The following is a 14,035-nucleotide window of genomic DNA, read 5'->3' as shown; positions in this document are numbered from 1 at the left end:
GGCTGGCCCCCGGCCTCTCCCGCGCGATCAGCGTTCGATCGTGACGCGCCCCGGTGCCACCGCCGTCCAGGGGCCGACCGTGCCGTCGGGCCAGGTGACGCGGAGGTCCGCCTCGTCCGCCGTCCCGATCCCGAAATGCAGCGGCCCGACCGCGCCGCCCGCGTGCCCGCCCCCGAGCGTATGCTCCTGAAGCTGGAGGCTGGCCTCGGTCCGAAGCTCGACCCAGGCGCCGATGGCGTCGCGATTGCCGCCCGCTTGTCGCAGCGTGACGGTGACGGCGCCGCCCGCCTCCGAGAGGTTGTGCCAGATCTCCAGGGGTGCGCGGCGATTGACCACCACGAGGTCCAGCCGCCCGTCGCCATCCAGATCGGCGAGTGCGGCGCCCCGCGCCCGGTCTGTCGTCGCGATGCCCGCGCTCGCGGCCACCTCGCGGAACGCGGCACCCTCGTTCAGGAGGAGGTTGTTCGGGTCTTTCATCGCCATGCCGGGCATCTGGTCGACATTGCCCTTGGCGATGAAGAGATCCGCGTCGCCGTCATTGTCCACGTCGCCCCATTCCGCGTGCCAGCCCGTCGACGGCCGCCCGTCCCCGCCGATATGGGGACGCTGCGCGAAGGTGCCGATCTCGAAGGGAGCCATCGCGTGCCCTTCGGGCGTCGACAGCATCGTCAGCTGGTCGCCCATCGAGGTCAGCATCAGGTCCGGTCGGCCATCGCCGGTGATGTCGCGCGACGCGATCCCCATGCCCCAGATCGAGGGCGCGGCGAACCCGTCTTCGGGCCCGAGGAACCGCGCCTCGCCCAGGTGCCACATCTGTTCGGACCCGTCGCGGAGGTAGTAATGGCGGTCGTTCGAGAGGCGCAGGGTCGGCGTGCCGTCGCGATCCTCGTCCGAGAAGAGGACCGACAGCGCGCAGAAGCCCGGGTCGAGTACGGTCTCGGCCCAGCCGTCGGCGTCGGGGCGCAGCAGGAGGTTCGTGTCGCAAGCGCCGAATGGCCCTTCGGGATCGTCACGGTCGACATAGTTGCCGAAGGCCAGCGTCGGGCGGTCCTGACCCGGCTCCCACGTGGCCGAGAAGGCCGTGGTCCACGTGTCGCCGCCATCCGCGATGCCGAAGTCGTGGGGCGCGAAGCCGCAGGCGCCGTCGCCACGCAGCGTCGCGTTCGGGCCGACGCGCAGGATCACGAGGTCCAGCGCCCCGTCCGCGTCGAGATCCAGTGCATAGACCCCGGTGGCCCCGGTGATCTTGGGGAAAGGCGCGACCGCGTAGCCCGCATCCGCGGCACGCAGCAGCGCCATCGGGCTGGTGCCGCCGGCGGCCACGATCTCCGGCCGCGCGTCGCCGTCGCAATCGAACACGGCCACGCCGCCGCCAACGAAATGCTCCCAGCCGCCGGCATAGACATGATCGGGGGCGGGGACGCGCTCGAAGATCGGGTCGGCTGCGGCGGGCCCGGCGGCGAGGACCGCGATCAGCAGTGCCCTCATGTCAGCAGGCGCGGGGTCGCGTCGGCCAGCGCCATCGCGGCCGCCCCCCGCGCCCAGACCAGGTCGTCCCACGCGTTCACCTCGATCGGCGGCGGGTCGTTGAGGGTCAACCCGGCCACCTCGGCCAGCATCTCCTCGGCGTAGAGGTAGTCGTAGCGCATCCGGCTGCCCGACAGGATGATGCGCCGCGGATCGAAGAGGTTCGCGACGTTGGCAAGCCCGAGGGCGAGGTACTTGCCCGCCCGGTCGAAGATCGCGCGCGCCGCCTCGTTGCCGCCCTTGGCCTGCGCGAAGAGCACCTCGAGCACTTCGCCCCGCGGCGGCAGGTCGCCGTCGATGGCCACCGCCGCCTCGCGCACCAGGGCGAAATCGGCGACATAGGCTTCGAGGCAGCCGCGCTGGCCGCAACGGCAAAGCGCGCCGTCGATCTGGACCTTGGTGTGCCCCAGCTCCATCCCGTGACCGTGCGCGCCGCGATAGGGCGCGTGATCGACCACGAGGCCGAGGCCGACGCCGTATTCGATGGTGACGACCGCGAAATCCGACAGCTCGCGCCCGCGCCCGAACCACAGCTCGGCCATGGTCAGGAGGTTCGCGTCGTTGTCGACCGTCACCGGCACCCCGAGCCGGTCGGCGGCAAGGCCGGCGAGATCGACATCGCGACCGCTGAGGATCGGGGACCAGCGCATGATGCCGCTGGAATGGTCCACCATTCCGGGCAGGCCGAGCCCCGCCCCCAGGAGGCGGGCCGGGTCGTGCCCCTCGAGTACGGTCGCCATCAGCGCCGCGACCTCGTCCAGCATCCCTTCTACGCTGCGACCGGGCCCACGGGGCACGGTCGCCTGTGCGACGGGCTGACCCGCGAGGTCCACGAGCATCGCGGAGTGTTCGTGGTCCGAAACCTTGAGGCCCATCACGACACCACGCGACGGCTCCACCTCCAGCGTCACCGGCGGGCGGCCCCGCCCCGAATGGTGCAGATCATCGCCCTCGGGTTCGCGCAGGAGCTTGCCGGCAAGGAGGTCCGAGACCAGCGGCGTGACCGAGCCGGGCGACACCTCCAGCTCCTTGGCGAGGGCGGCGCGGCTGATCTGGCCGGCGGAGCGAACGGCCTCGTAGATGCGCTGGCGCAGGGGCGGGAGCGTGCCCGCCGCATGTGACCCGCGCAATGGGCCGCAACCGGGCCGCTGACCGTCGGCGAGGTGAGTCGCCGCGGGTCCGGACAAGCCGTTCGGTGCGTCAAGCCCCATTTGTTCGACCTCGGAACATAAAACCTTCCCCGGAGGGCCACGCCCCCCGTCGCCTATCGCATCCTGCACTCGACATGGGGTCGGATTGAACGATTCTTTCCGTCCGGGGTCAAATTAATTTTGACAATCGAATTAATATGCGGAATGGTCGCCGCATTCGCTCCCCGGCCCCGGCCGCGGAGGGCGATCCAACGGGAGGATTACATGAAGAAGATTCTGACGGCGACCGCGCTCGCCACCGCAACGCTGACCCACGCCGCCTTCGCCGATGGTCACGCGCCCGTCGTGGGCGTGTCCTGGTCGAACTTCCAGGAGGAGCGCTGGAAGACGGACGAAGCCGCGATCCGCGCCGCCCTCGAAGAAGCCGGCGCCAGCTACATCTCGGCCGACGCCCAGTCGTCCGCCTCCAAGCAGCTCTCGGACGTCGAGAGCCTGATCGCACAGGGCGCCGACGCGCTGATCATCCTCGCGCAGGACGCGCAGGCGATCGGCCCGGCCGTCACCGCCGCCGGCAACGAAGGCATTCCGGTCGTCGCCTATGACCGCCTGATCGAGGACCCGGCCGCGTTCTACCTGACCTTCGACAACGTCGAGGTCGGCCGCATGCAGGCCCGCGCCGTGCTCGAGGCCCAGCCCTCGGGCAACTACGTGATGATCAAGGGCTCGCCCACCGACCCGAACGCGGACTTCCTGCGCGGCGGTCAGCAGGAGGTCCTGCAGGAGGCGATCGACGCCGGCGAGATCACCATCGTCGCCGAAGCCTATACCGACGGCTGGCTTCCCGCGAACGCCCAGCGCAACATGGAGCAGATCCTGACCGCGCAGGACAACGCCGTGGACGCGGTCGTCGCGTCGAACGACGGCACCGCCGGTGGCGCAGTGGCCGCGCTGACCGCGCAGGGCCTCGACGGCATCCCCGTCTCGGGCCAGGACGGCGACCATGCCGCGCTGAACCGCGTCGCATCGGGCACGCAGACGGTTTCGGTCTGGAAGGACGCCCGCGATCTGGGTCGTGCGGCCGGCGAGATCGCCGTCGCCCTGGCCGGTGGCACCGAGAAGGCCGATGTCGAGGGCGCGCAGTCCTGGACCTCGCCCGCCGGCACCGAGATGACCGCGATCTTCCTCGAGCCGATCCCGGTCACTGCCGACAACCTGACCACGGTCACGGATGCGGGCTGGATCACCGTCGAGGCGCTCTGCCAGGGCGTCGAGAACGGCCCCGCGCCCTGCAACTGACCAAAGACCGGCGGCCCGCCCCCACGGGCGGGCCGCCACGCGACGTCTTCGGCGAAGGCGTCGGCCATTTTCTTCTCGAAGGAAATGTCCACTGAGGAGATATCTGATGACTGACGCCACCTCCGCGCCGCCGAGCGCGCCGCGCCGCACCGGCTTGGCGGCCCTCGAACTGGATACGCGCCTTCTCGGCATGATCGGCGCCTTCGTCCTGATCGCGCTGGCCTTCCACCTGGCCTCCGATGGCCGCTTCGTGACGCCGCGCAACCTCTTCAATCTGACAATCCAGACCGTCTCCGTCGCCATCATGGCGACCGGCATGGTCTTCATCATCGTCATGCGCCACATCGATCTTTCGGTGGGCTCGGTCCTCGCGACCTGCTCGGCAGTGATGGCGATGACGCAGACGATGATCGTCCCCGACCTGCTGGGCTTCGGGCTCGGCTCGCCCGCGACGGCCCCGATCGCCATCATCATGGGCCTGATCGCGGGGGCCGCAATCGGCGCATTCCACGGCTGGTTGATCGGATACCTGACGATCCCGGCCTTCATCGTGACGCTGGGCGGCCTGCTGATCTGGCGCAACGTGGCGTGGTACCTGACGAACGGCCAGACGATCGGCCCGCTCGACGAGACGTTCCAGCTCTTCGGGGGCATCAACGGCACGCTCGGGACGACCTGGTCGTGGATCGTCGGCCTGATCGCCGTGGCCGCCGCGCTCTGGGGACTCTGGTCGGCGCGGCGCGGCAAGATCGCCCACGAGGCGCCGGTCAAGCCGCTCTGGGCCGAGGGCGTGGTCGCCGCCATCATCGCCGGGGCGATCCTCGGGTTCGTGGCACTCCTGAACGGCTATACCGTGCCGTCGCGCGTCCTTGAGCGCCGGTTCGAGGCCGAGGGCCTGACCATGCCCGAGGGCTATGTCGAGGGCTACGGCGTCCCGATTTCGGTCCTCCTGCTGATCGCAGTCGCCATCGTGATGACGGTCATCGCCAAGAAGACGCGGTTCGGTCGCTACATCTTCGCCACCGGCGGCAACCCGGACGCGGCCGAGCTGTCGGGGATCGACACGCGGATGCTGACCGTGAAGGTCTTCGCGCTGATGGGCGTGCTCTGCGCGCTGGCGGCACTGGTCGCGTCGGCCCGCCTGACCAACCATTCCAACGATATCGGCATCCTCGACGAGCTGCGGGTCATCGCCGCCGCCGTGATCGGGGGCACCGCGCTCAAGGGCGGGGTGGGCACGATCTACGGCGCGATCATCGGCGCGCTCATCATGCAGTCGCTGCAATCGGGAATGGCGATGGTGGGCGTCGATGCGCCCTTGCAGAACATCGTCGTCGGCGGCGTGCTGGTCGCGGCGGTCCTTCTGGACATCTGGTATCGCAAGCGCACGGGGGCACGGGACTGATGACGACACCGCTGGTTCAACTTCAGAACATCTCGATCGCGTTCGGCGGCGTGCAGGCCGTCGACAACGTGTCGCTCGACCTGCATGCGGGCGAGGTCGTGGGCCTGCTGGGGCATAACGGCGCGGGCAAGTCGACGCTGATCAAATGCCTGTCGGGTGCGTATCAGCGCGACTCGGGCACGATCCGCATCGATGGCGAGGAGGCCGATATCCGGTCGCCCGCCGACGCGCGGCGCTACAACATCGAGACGATCTACCAGACGCTGGCGCTGGCCGACAATCTGGATGCCCCCGCGAACCTCTTTCTCGGACGCGAGCTGACGACGGCGCTGGGCCTCGTGGACGACGCCCGGATGGAGGCGGAGACGCGCAAGATCATGGCGCGTCTGAACCCAAACTTCCGCAAGATCGGCGAGCCGGTCAGCGCGCTCTCGGGCGGTCAGCGCCAATCGGTCGCCATCGCGCGCGCGGTCTACTTCAACGCCCGCATCCTCATCATGGACGAGCCGACGGCAGCGCTGGGCGTGCACGAGACCAAGATGGTCGCTGACCTGATCCAGGAGCTGAAGGCGCAAGGGCTTGGGATCTTCCTGATCTCCCACGACACGCGCGAGATGATGGAGCTCTGCGACCGGGTTTCGGTGATGAAGAACGGCCAGATGGTCGGCACCGAGCGAGTTGAGGACGTGACCGAGGACGATATCTTGAGCATGATCATCCTCGGCAAGAACCCCAAGCGCGAGGCGGCGTGAGGGCGAAACCCCCGGTCGCCCTTGCGGGCCTCCCCCTGGCCGGTACGCGGCGGACGGAGGCGGCCTGATGTATCTCGGACTGGATCTCGGGACCTCGTCGCTGAAGGCGCTCCTGATCGACGACGCGCAGCGGGTCTTGGGCGAGGCGACCGCGCCCCTGACGGTCGAGCGCCCGCATCCCGGCTGGTCCGAACAGGATCCCGAAAGCTGGATCACCGCCTGCCGCGCGGTGCTGGCCGAGCTGGGTGATCTCTCCGGCGTGCGGGCCATCGGGTTGGCCGGGCACATGCACGGCGCGACGCTGGTCGGTGCCGAGGGCCGGGCCCTGCGGCCCTGTCTTCTCTGGAATGACACGCGCGCCGCGACCGAGGCCGCCGAAATGGACGACGACGAGGCGCGGACGGTCACCGGCAACATCGTCTTCCCCGGTTTCACCGCGCCCAAGGTCGAATGGGTCCGGCGGCACGAGCCCGACATCTTCGCCGCGACGGAGCTCGTGCTTCTGCCGAAGGATTACCTGCGGCTCTGGCTGACGGGTGAGGCCTGGACCGACATGTCGGACGCCTCGGGCACGGCGTGGCTGGATGTCGGCGCGCGGGACTGGTCGGACGACCTGCTGGCGCGGTCCGGATTGAGCCTCGCGCATATGCCGGCCGCGACCGAGGGCACGGGCATCGCGGGCCGCATCTCGGCGGCCTGCGCGGCTGCCACCGGCCTGCCCGAGGGCGCGCCCGTCGCGGGCGGTGCGGGCGACAACGCGGCCGCCGCGGTCGGAACGGGCGCGGTCGCGCCGGGGCAGGGCTTCGTGTCGCTGGGGACGTCGGGCGTCCTCTTCGTATCGACGGCCCGCTATTCTCCCGATGCCGCGAGCGCGGTGCACACCTTCTGCCACGCGGTCCCCGACACCTGGCACCAGATGGGCGTGATCCTGTCAGCGACCGACAGCCTCGAATGGGCATCGCGGCTGACCGGGAAGCGCGCGGCCGAACTGACCGAGGGGACGCTGAAGGCGCCGGGCCGGACGCTGTTCCTGCCCTATCTCGGCGGCGAGCGGACGCCGCATAACGACGCCGCCATTCGCGGGATGCTGGCCGGCATAGAGCACGCGACGGATGCGGCCGCCCTCGGGCGCGCGGTGATGGCAGGCGTGGGCTACGCCCTCCGCGACAGCCTCGATGCGCTGCGGGCGACAGGCACGCCGGTCGACCGGTTGCTCGCGGTGGGCGGCGGTTCGCGTTCGGAGCACTGGCTGTCGATGATCGCGACGATCCTCGACCTGCCCCTCGAGGTGCCTGCCGACGGCGCGTTCGGCGCGGCGCTCGGTGCCTGCCGCCTTGCGATGATGGCGGACGGGGCGGATGTTTCGGTCGCCGCCACGCCCGCCATCGCGCGCACCATCGCCCCAACCCCTAAATTGACCGCTGCCTTCGCCGATGGCCATGCCCGTTTCAAAGCCGCCTACGCCCCAACGAGGACCCTATGACCGATTTCTTCGAGGGCATCGCGCCCGTCCGCTTCGACGCCGATGCCACCGACGACCTGAGCTTCCGCCACTACGACCCCGACGAGATGGTGATGGGAAAGCGGTTGGAGGATCACCTGCGTTTCGCGGTCGCGTGGTGGCATTCCTTCGCATGGCCCGGCGGCGATCCGTTCGGCGGGCAGACCTTCGAGCGGCCGTGGTTCGCGGACGTGGCGGGCGACACGATGGACGCCGCGAAGATGAAGGCCGACGCCGCCTTCGAGATGTTCGGGATCCTCGGCCAGCCCTATTTCTGCTTCCACGACGCCGATATCCGTCCCGAGGGTGCGGATTTCGCCGAGAACACCGCCCGGCTTGACGAGATCACCGACCATATCGGGACGCGGATGGAGGCCGGCGGGCCGAAGCTTCTGTGGGGGACGGCGAACCTCTTCTCGCATCGCCGCTACATGGCGGGGGCAGCCACGAACCCCGATCCGGACGTGTTCGCCTTCGCCGCGGCGACGGTGAAGACCTGCATCGACGCCACGCGGAAGCTCGGCGGCGAGAATTATGTGCTCTGGGGCGGGCGCGAAGGCTACGAGACGCTGCTCAACACGGACCTGACCCGCGAGCGGCGGCAGGCGGGGCGCTTCCTGTGCATGGTCGTCGACTACGCCAAGAAGATCGGCTTCGACGGAACGATCCTGATCGAGCCCAAGCCGCAGGAGCCGACGAAACACCAATATGATTACGACGTCGCGACGGTCTATGGCTTCCTCAGGGAGTTCGGCCTCGAGGGCGAGGTGAAGGTCAATATCGAGCAGGGCCACGCGATCCTTGCGGGGCATTCGTTCGAGCACGAACTGGCGCTGGCCGCGTCGCTGGGCATTCTCGGGTCGATCGACATGAACCGGAACGATTACCAGTCGGGCTGGGACACGGATCAGTTCCCCGACAACGTCCCCGAGGTCGCGCGCGCCTATTACGAGGTGTTGCGCGCGGGGGGGTTCACCACCGGGGGCACGAATTTCGATGCCAAGCTGCGGCGCCAGTCGCTCGATCCCGTCGACCTGATCGCGGCCCATGTGGGCGCGATGGATGTCTGCGCGCGCGGGCTGAAGGCGGCGGCGGCGCTGCTGGAGTCGGGCGAGCTGGAGGGGGCGCGGGACGCGCGCTACGCGGGATGGGAGGGATCGGACCTGCTGAGCTCGGATCTCGGGTCTATCGCGGATCGCGTCGCCCGCGACGGGATCAACCCGCGGCCGCGTTCGGGTCGCCAGGAGCGGTTGGAGAACATCTGGAACCGCTACGTCTGACGAGGACGAGACCGCCCAGCGCGGCCAGCAGCAGCGCGAATGGCGCAGGCAGCGGCACGGCCGAGACCCCGGAGACGGTCAGGGTCGCCGAGGCCAGCTGGAAGCTGTCCGTCACGAAGAGCGCCGGTTCCTGGAACCAGAAGGACAGCCCGAGATCGGTGACGGCGTTCGAGAAGATATCAGCCGCCGCGGGCCCGGAACTCGCGGTCAGCGCGACGGTCAGCGGCGCGGTATCGTCCGACATCGTCGTCACGAGATCGTCGGCGAGGCTGGTGTCGTCCGCGCCGCCGATCACCAGCTCCCAGATCTCGGTGTCGATGGTGAAGATCCCGAAATCGATCGAATTCGGACCGGCATTCGCGAAGTCGATCGTCAGCGAGATACTGTCAATCGTGGCCCCGGCCAGATCGGAGAAGTCGAAGCTGTCGAAGAACGGATTGGCGATGTTCTCGGTGACCTCGACGAAGCCTGCGCCAAGCACGTCGTCGCCCTGCGGGTCGTACTCCCCGATCCCGTAATCATGCGTGTAGATGCCCAGCACCGCAGCGGGTGCGAGGCTTGGCAAAAGCGCGAGGGCTCCGGCGAGGGCGAAGGATCGTAGGCGTCCCATGCAGCCGGTATGGCGTCACAATTCGACGGAATTCGGGCGATCGTTTCGCAATGATGAGGCCGAGAGAGACTATGGCGGGGTCGCGCATCCGCGGTCACGCGCCATCGACGATGCGCGCAGGCCCGTGTGGTCGTGGATCGAGAGGATCAGGCGGTGCGGCGGCGCCGGCGCGCGGCGGTCAGGCCGAGGAGGCCCGCGCCCAGCAGCCAGAACGGCGCGGGCAGCGGCACGACCGTACCGTCCAGGGTCAGCGAGGCGCTGAGGAGCTGGAAGTCGTTGATGTTGAGTCCGCCCTCGGTAAGGCTGAAGGTCAGGGCCGAAGCCCCCAGCGCGTCGGCGAAGACGTCGGCGTTGTTCGTCGCGTCGAAGGTGACCGAGATCACGCCGAGCGAATCCTCGAGAAGCCGCGAGATGCTGTTCACCGCCCAAGGCACGCTGCCGCCGTTCAGGTTCGCGCGCCAGAGCTCCAGCGGCACGAGCGGGCCGAGTAGGCCGCCGCCGATCAGCGAGGGTCCGGTATCCGCGAAGGTCAGGTCGAAGGTCAGGGACTGGATGTCGTAATGCGAGATCACGCTCCAGTCGAAAACCTGCGAGAAGGTCGTCGTCGCGCTTTCCGGGAAGGTGGTGTTGTAGTCGTACTGATACGTCACCAGCGGCGCGGCCTGCGCGGGTAGCGCGACCATCGCGATCACGGCAGCGGCGAAAAGGGGGCGGAGCTGTTTCATGAATCGATGGTTAATCGTCGATTCGGACGCGATTGCGGCGGCGACGGGGAAATGCCGGGTCAGATGATCGCCGCCTCCGCGAAGGGTTGCCCCGAGAGCACGCGGTCGGGTGCGAAGGGGGACAGGTCGAGCGTGGCGTAGCGACCATGGATGATCCGCTCGGCCAGCCCGCGTCCCATGGCCGGCGATTGCTGCAGCCCATGGCCGGAGAACCCGTTCATGATGTGAAAGCCGGGAAGCTCGGGATGCGGCCCGAGGATGGCGTTCGCGTCGAGCACGTTGAGATCGTAATGCCCGACCCAGGAGCGACGGACGCGGAGGCGTTCGAAGGCGGGGATGCGCGCGGCGAGGGCGGGCCAGACGCGGTCCTCCCAGATGGACCAGTCGCCGGTGAAATCGTCGGGATCGACGGCCGGGTCGTGGGCGGGTGTGGCCCCGGCCATGTAGAGCGCGCCGTCAGTGCGGCAGTGGACGCCCGAGGGATCGATCGTCAGCGGCAGGTCCGTCGGGAGCGGCGTCTCGGCCTCAAACACCCAAGTGTAGCGCTTCCGGGGTTCCACCGGCAGGTCGAGGCCGGCCATTCGCGCGACCTCCGCCCCTCGCGTGCCCGCCGCGTTCACCACGATATCGGCCGCCAGCGCCGTCCCGTCGGCCAGCGCCACGCCGCGCACCGCACCGCCGCCGGTGTCGATTGCGGTGACGGTGCCGTCGATCCACCGCACCCCCCTTTCGCGCGAGATGCGGCGCCACCAGTCGAACATGGTGGTGCCATCGAAATAGCCCTCGTCCCGCGTCCCGTGCGACCCTAGGAGGATGCCGTCCAGATCGTAGAATTGCCATTCGGCGGCCATCGCATCGGGAGACATGAGCCGCGTGCCCGCACCGGCGGCGACCTGAACGGCATGGGCCGCCGTCAGCCGGGCGACCTCGGCCGCGTCACCCGCCAGGTAGAGATACCCGAACGGATGGAGATGCACCGGCGGGACGCGGTCGTCGCCCATATGGGCGCGGAACGCCTTGAGATACGCGACGCCGAACTGGCTGACCGCGATATTGAGCGGATTGCCGAATTGTTGCCGGATGCAGGAGTTGGAGAAGGCCGTGCCGCAGGCCGCGTAGCTGGGGTCGCGTTCGACCACGGTGACATCGCCCGGCGGATGGCCCAGCTCGGTCAGCCACCACGCCAGCGACGCGCCCATGATGGCTCCGCCCACGATGACGATCCGTTCGGCCATGGCTGATCCCCCTTGCCGTGCGACGCTGGCATCTTGCGAAAAGCCCGGCAAGCGAGGATGGATGCGGCATGACGCGCGGCATTGCGACAGCTCTGGGTTTCGGTGCGGTGCTGCTCTGGGCGGTGCTGGCGCTGTTCACGACGCGGGCGCAGGGTGTCCCGCCCCTCCAGCTCCTGGCGCTGTGTTTCGCCATCGGCGGCGGCGCGTCCCTTCTGCTGCGGCCCGGCGCGTGGCGAACGTGGCGCCAGCCGTGGGGCGTCTGGGCGCTCGGGGTCGGAGGCCTCTTCGGCTACCACCTTCTCTACGTCCTGAGCCTCCGGATGGCGCCACCGGTCGAGGCGAGCCTCATCGCCTATCTCTGGCCGCTCCTCATCGTCCTGATGTCGGCGACGGTGCAGCGGCTGCGGTGGTTCCACGTCGCGGGCGCGTTCCTCGGGCTCGCGGGGGCGGTCCTCGTGGTGACGGGCGGGCGGTTCGAGGTCTTCGCGCCCTCCGCCGGTCATGGCGTGGCGTTTGCGGCGGCGTTCGTCTGGTCGGGCTATTCGGTGCTCTCGCGGCGGGTGGCCGAGGTGCCGACCGAGATCGTGGGCGGCTTCTGCGTGGCGGCTGCGATCCTGTCGGCGATCGCCCATCTGGCGCTGGAAACGTGGGTCTGGCCGGATGCGGGCGGCTGGCTGGCGATCGCGGGGCTGGGGATGGGCCCGCTCGGGGCGGCGTTCTTCCTCTGGGATATCGGGTGCAAGCGCGGCGACCTGGCCGTGCTGGGGGCGGCGAGCTACGCCGCGCCGCTGCTCTCGACGCTGGTTCTGGTGGCCGCGGGACTGGCCGACGCGAGCTGGACCCTTGGCGCGGCCTGCGCGCTGATCACGGGCGGTGCGGTGCTGGCCGCGAAAGACCTGCTGCGGCGCGGATAGCCTGCGGGCCTGCAGGTCGTTCGCAAGAGGATCCCTGCGCGCAATGGAAAGGCCAACGCGACGATCCCGAGCGAGATGAGGAGCCATGCGACGAGCGCGGTGCCGAGGGTCGGATCGAAAGCCATGACCCGATGGTGACATCGCGGGTCCTAACGGAAGATGAACGCCGCTCAGTCCTTGTGGGTCAGCGACACGAAGACGTCCTCGAGATCCGCCTCCTCGGTGCGGACATCGCGGATCGTGATGCCCGCGGCGTGAACGGCGGAAAGAAGCTGCTCGGCCGACACGCGGCCCCGGTTGTAGGTCAGCGCCAGCGCGCCGTCCGGGCGGCGGTCGAGTTCGACACCGTCGGGCAGCGTGATGGTCTCCACCGGGCTTTCGGGGACGATGACCATGGTCTTGCCGTCGAGCCGGTCGAGCAGGGCGGCGGTCTTGTCGCGGATCACCAGTTCGCCATCGGCGATGATGGCGATCTCGTCGCACATCTCCTGCGCTTCCTCGAGATAGTGGGTGGTCAGGATGATGGTCATCCCACGCTCTTCGTTGAGACGGCGGACATTCCGCCAGAGCATCTGGCGCAGCTCGATATCGACGCCCGCCGTCGGCTCGTCGAGAACGAGGATCTGCGGGTGGTGGACGAGGGCCTTGGCCAGCAGCAAACGCCGGCGCATCCCGCCCGAGAGCGTGCGCGCGTAGGCGTCGGCCTTGTCGGCCAGCCCCACGAGGTCGAGGATCTCGGCCGTGCGCCGGTCGCGCTTGGGTACGCCGTAGAGCCCGGCCTGCACCTCGAGCGCGCCTTCCGGCGTGAAGAACGGATCGAGGTTCAACTCCTGCGGCATCACGCCGATCGCGGCACGCGACTGGCGCGGGTTCCGGTCCTGGTCGAAGCCCCAGATGCGGACGCGTCCGGCGGTCTTGCGGACGAGCCCCGCCATGATGTTGATCGTGGTCGACTTGCCCGCGCCGTTTGGGCCCAGCAGACCGAAGATCGACCCGGTCGGGATCGTCAGGTCGAGGCCCTTCAGCGCCTGCTTCTCGGGCATGCGGCCGTCGCCGGCATAGACCTTCCGCAGGCCCTCGATTTCGATGGCGTTCGACATGGGGCCTCCGGGCGCGGTTGCACGCGACCCGGCGGCTGTCGCATAAGCCGGGACAATGCCCCACCTAGCGGGGCGGCCCCCACGCGACAACCCGAGGCCCCGACCATGACGACCGGCACCCCGCGCTCCCCTTCCGGCCCGCACGATCTGCCCCCGCCGGAGGTCGAGACGGTCTCGGTCCTGCGCGTCGCCTGCGACGGCGGCGAAGGGGCGCTGGGCCACCCACGCGTCTGGCTGACCATCGACCCGGCCATCGGTCATGTCGAATGCGGCTATTGCGACAAGCGATTCGTGCTGGACGGCGACGGCCACTGAGCCGGTTCGGGGCGGATGGTCGCCCATGAACCGGTTCCGAATAGATCTCCCCCTTTGGGGCGATGCATATGGCTGGGGAGCGCACTCCGTCCGGCGCTTATCATCCCGACATGCCGTCCCTCGAACGGATCGGCGCGCTCGCGGTCAGCCGCCCCAATTCCGCTCCAGAAGCCGCAGCCAGTTGCCGTGGCAGATCTTCTCGATAAGCGCCTCGCCGTAGTGGT

13 protein-coding genes are annotated in these 14,035 nt (G+C 69.1%); 7 read left to right on the top strand and 6 right to left on the bottom strand.

Annotated features, from left to right (window positions below; all coding sequences use genetic code 11):
• Positions 1–27: 27 nt before the first annotated feature.
• Together Q0833_RS15475 and Q0833_RS15470 are read right to left on the bottom strand one after the other, a co-directional pair.
• The gene (locus tag Q0833_RS15475; protein WP_298436983.1) at positions 28–1,488 is read right to left on the bottom strand and encodes a CRTAC1 family protein; all 1,461 of its coding nucleotides are present in this window, start codon (positions 1,486–1,488) and stop codon (positions 28–30) included.
• A complete protein-coding gene (locus Q0833_RS15470; RefSeq protein ID WP_298436980.1) occupies positions 1,485–2,657 on the bottom strand; it encodes an ROK family protein in 1,173 nt (390 codons plus the stop codon). Before Q0833_RS15470 ends, Q0833_RS15475 begins: the two co-directional genes overlap by 4 nt.
• A gap of 285 nt (positions 2,658–2,942) precedes the next feature.
• On the opposite strand from Q0833_RS15470, the gene xylF reads away from it, so the two are divergent.
• From xylF to xylA, 5 genes are all read left to right on the top strand, one after another.
• Positions 2,943–3,974: a D-xylose ABC transporter substrate-binding protein gene (gene xylF, locus Q0833_RS15465; protein WP_298436977.1), complete on the top strand. Its 1,032-nt coding sequence runs from the start codon at positions 2,943–2,945 to the stop codon at positions 3,972–3,974.
• A 106-nt stretch (positions 3,975–4,080) separates the two neighbouring features.
• Positions 4,081–5,379: a sugar ABC transporter permease gene (locus Q0833_RS15460; protein WP_298436974.1), complete on the top strand. Its 1,299-nt coding sequence runs from the start codon at positions 4,081–4,083 to the stop codon at positions 5,377–5,379.
• On the top strand, positions 5,379–6,131 hold the full coding sequence (locus Q0833_RS15455; RefSeq protein ID WP_298436971.1) for an ATP-binding cassette domain-containing protein: 753 nt from the start codon (positions 5,379–5,381) through the stop codon (positions 6,129–6,131). The genes Q0833_RS15460 and Q0833_RS15455 overlap by 1 nt, the downstream gene beginning before the upstream one ends.
• Positions 6,132–6,198: 67 nt before the next feature.
• Positions 6,199–7,614 carry a xylulokinase gene (gene xylB / locus Q0833_RS15450; RefSeq protein WP_298436968.1) on the top strand — a complete coding sequence of 472 codons (1,416 nt, stop codon included), beginning with the start codon at positions 6,199–6,201 and terminating at the stop codon, positions 7,612–7,614.
• Positions 7,611–8,912 carry a xylose isomerase gene (xylA, locus tag Q0833_RS15445; RefSeq protein WP_298436965.1) on the top strand — a complete coding sequence of 434 codons (1,302 nt, stop codon included), beginning with the start codon at positions 7,611–7,613 and terminating at the stop codon, positions 8,910–8,912. The genes xylB and xylA overlap by 4 nt, the downstream gene beginning before the upstream one ends.
• Here xylA and Q0833_RS15440 read toward each other — a convergent pair.
• The 3 genes from Q0833_RS15440 to Q0833_RS15430 all read right to left on the bottom strand — a co-directional run bounded on the left by Q0833_RS15440 (position 8,848) and on the right by Q0833_RS15430 (position 11,482).
• Positions 8,848–9,522, bottom strand: coding sequence for a hypothetical protein (locus Q0833_RS15440; RefSeq protein WP_298436962.1), 675 nt, complete (start codon positions 9,520–9,522; stop codon positions 8,848–8,850). The two genes, xylA and Q0833_RS15440, sit on opposite strands and share 65 nt — an antisense overlap.
• Before the next feature lie 146 nt (positions 9,523–9,668).
• Positions 9,669–10,247, bottom strand: coding sequence for a VPLPA-CTERM sorting domain-containing protein (locus Q0833_RS15435; protein ID WP_298436959.1), 579 nt, complete (start codon positions 10,245–10,247; stop codon positions 9,669–9,671).
• A 59-nt stretch (positions 10,248–10,306) separates the two neighbouring features.
• Positions 10,307–11,482, bottom strand: coding sequence for an FAD-binding oxidoreductase (locus tag Q0833_RS15430; protein WP_298436956.1), 1,176 nt, complete (start codon positions 11,480–11,482; stop codon positions 10,307–10,309).
• Positions 11,483–11,550: 68 nt separating this feature from the next.
• Between Q0833_RS15430 and Q0833_RS15425 the strand changes: the two genes are divergently transcribed.
• Complete coding sequence (locus Q0833_RS15425; protein WP_298436953.1) at positions 11,551–12,396, top strand: EamA family transporter; 846 nt, start codon at positions 11,551–11,553, stop codon at positions 12,394–12,396.
• Between the two features lie 170 nt (positions 12,397–12,566).
• Here the strand turns inward: Q0833_RS15425 and Q0833_RS15420 are convergent, their stop codons facing one another.
• Positions 12,567–13,496, bottom strand: coding sequence for an ABC transporter ATP-binding protein (locus Q0833_RS15420; protein WP_298436950.1), 930 nt, complete (start codon positions 13,494–13,496; stop codon positions 12,567–12,569).
• A 105-nt stretch (positions 13,497–13,601) separates the two neighbouring features.
• On the opposite strand from Q0833_RS15420, the gene Q0833_RS15415 reads away from it, so the two are divergent.
• Positions 13,602–13,811, top strand: coding sequence for a zinc-finger domain-containing protein (locus Q0833_RS15415; RefSeq protein ID WP_298436947.1), 210 nt, complete (start codon positions 13,602–13,604; stop codon positions 13,809–13,811).
• Positions 13,812–14,035: the final 224 nt, after the last annotated feature.

This window comes from uncultured Jannaschia sp., from assembly GCF_947503795.1.
GTDB lineage: Bacteria > Pseudomonadota > Alphaproteobacteria > Rhodobacterales > Rhodobacteraceae > Jannaschia.
Note: the sequence above shows the minus strand (reverse complement) of the source record. Positions and strands in the feature narration are given on the sequence as shown.

Coding starts and splice junctions, on each gene's coding strand:
- Q0833_RS15475 (WP_298436983.1), bottom strand. CDS start 1,488: ATGAGGGCACTGCTGATCGCGGTCCTCGCCGCCGGGCCCGCCGCAGCC.
- xylF (WP_298436977.1), top strand. CDS start 2,943: ATGAAGAAGATTCTGACGGCGACCGCGCTCGCCACCGCAACGCTGACC.
- Q0833_RS15460 (WP_298436974.1), top strand. CDS start 4,081: ATGACTGACGCCACCTCCGCGCCGCCGAGCGCGCCGCGCCGCACCGGC.
- Q0833_RS15455 (WP_298436971.1), top strand. CDS start 5,379: ATGACGACACCGCTGGTTCAACTTCAGAACATCTCGATCGCGTTCGGC.
- xylB (WP_298436968.1), top strand. CDS start 6,199: ATGTATCTCGGACTGGATCTCGGGACCTCGTCGCTGAAGGCGCTCCTG.
- xylA (WP_298436965.1), top strand. CDS start 7,611: ATGACCGATTTCTTCGAGGGCATCGCGCCCGTCCGCTTCGACGCCGAT.
- Q0833_RS15440 (WP_298436962.1), bottom strand. CDS start 9,522: ATGGGACGCCTACGATCCTTCGCCCTCGCCGGAGCCCTCGCGCTTTTG.
- Q0833_RS15435 (WP_298436959.1), bottom strand. CDS start 10,247: ATGAAACAGCTCCGCCCCCTTTTCGCCGCTGCCGTGATCGCGATGGTC.
- Q0833_RS15430 (WP_298436956.1), bottom strand. CDS start 11,482: ATGGCCGAACGGATCGTCATCGTGGGCGGAGCCATCATGGGCGCGTCG.
- Q0833_RS15425 (WP_298436953.1), top strand. CDS start 11,551: ATGACGCGCGGCATTGCGACAGCTCTGGGTTTCGGTGCGGTGCTGCTC.
- Q0833_RS15420 (WP_298436950.1), bottom strand. CDS start 13,496: ATGTCGAACGCCATCGAAATCGAGGGCCTGCGGAAGGTCTATGCCGGC.
- Q0833_RS15415 (WP_298436947.1), top strand. CDS start 13,602: ATGACGACCGGCACCCCGCGCTCCCCTTCCGGCCCGCACGATCTGCCC.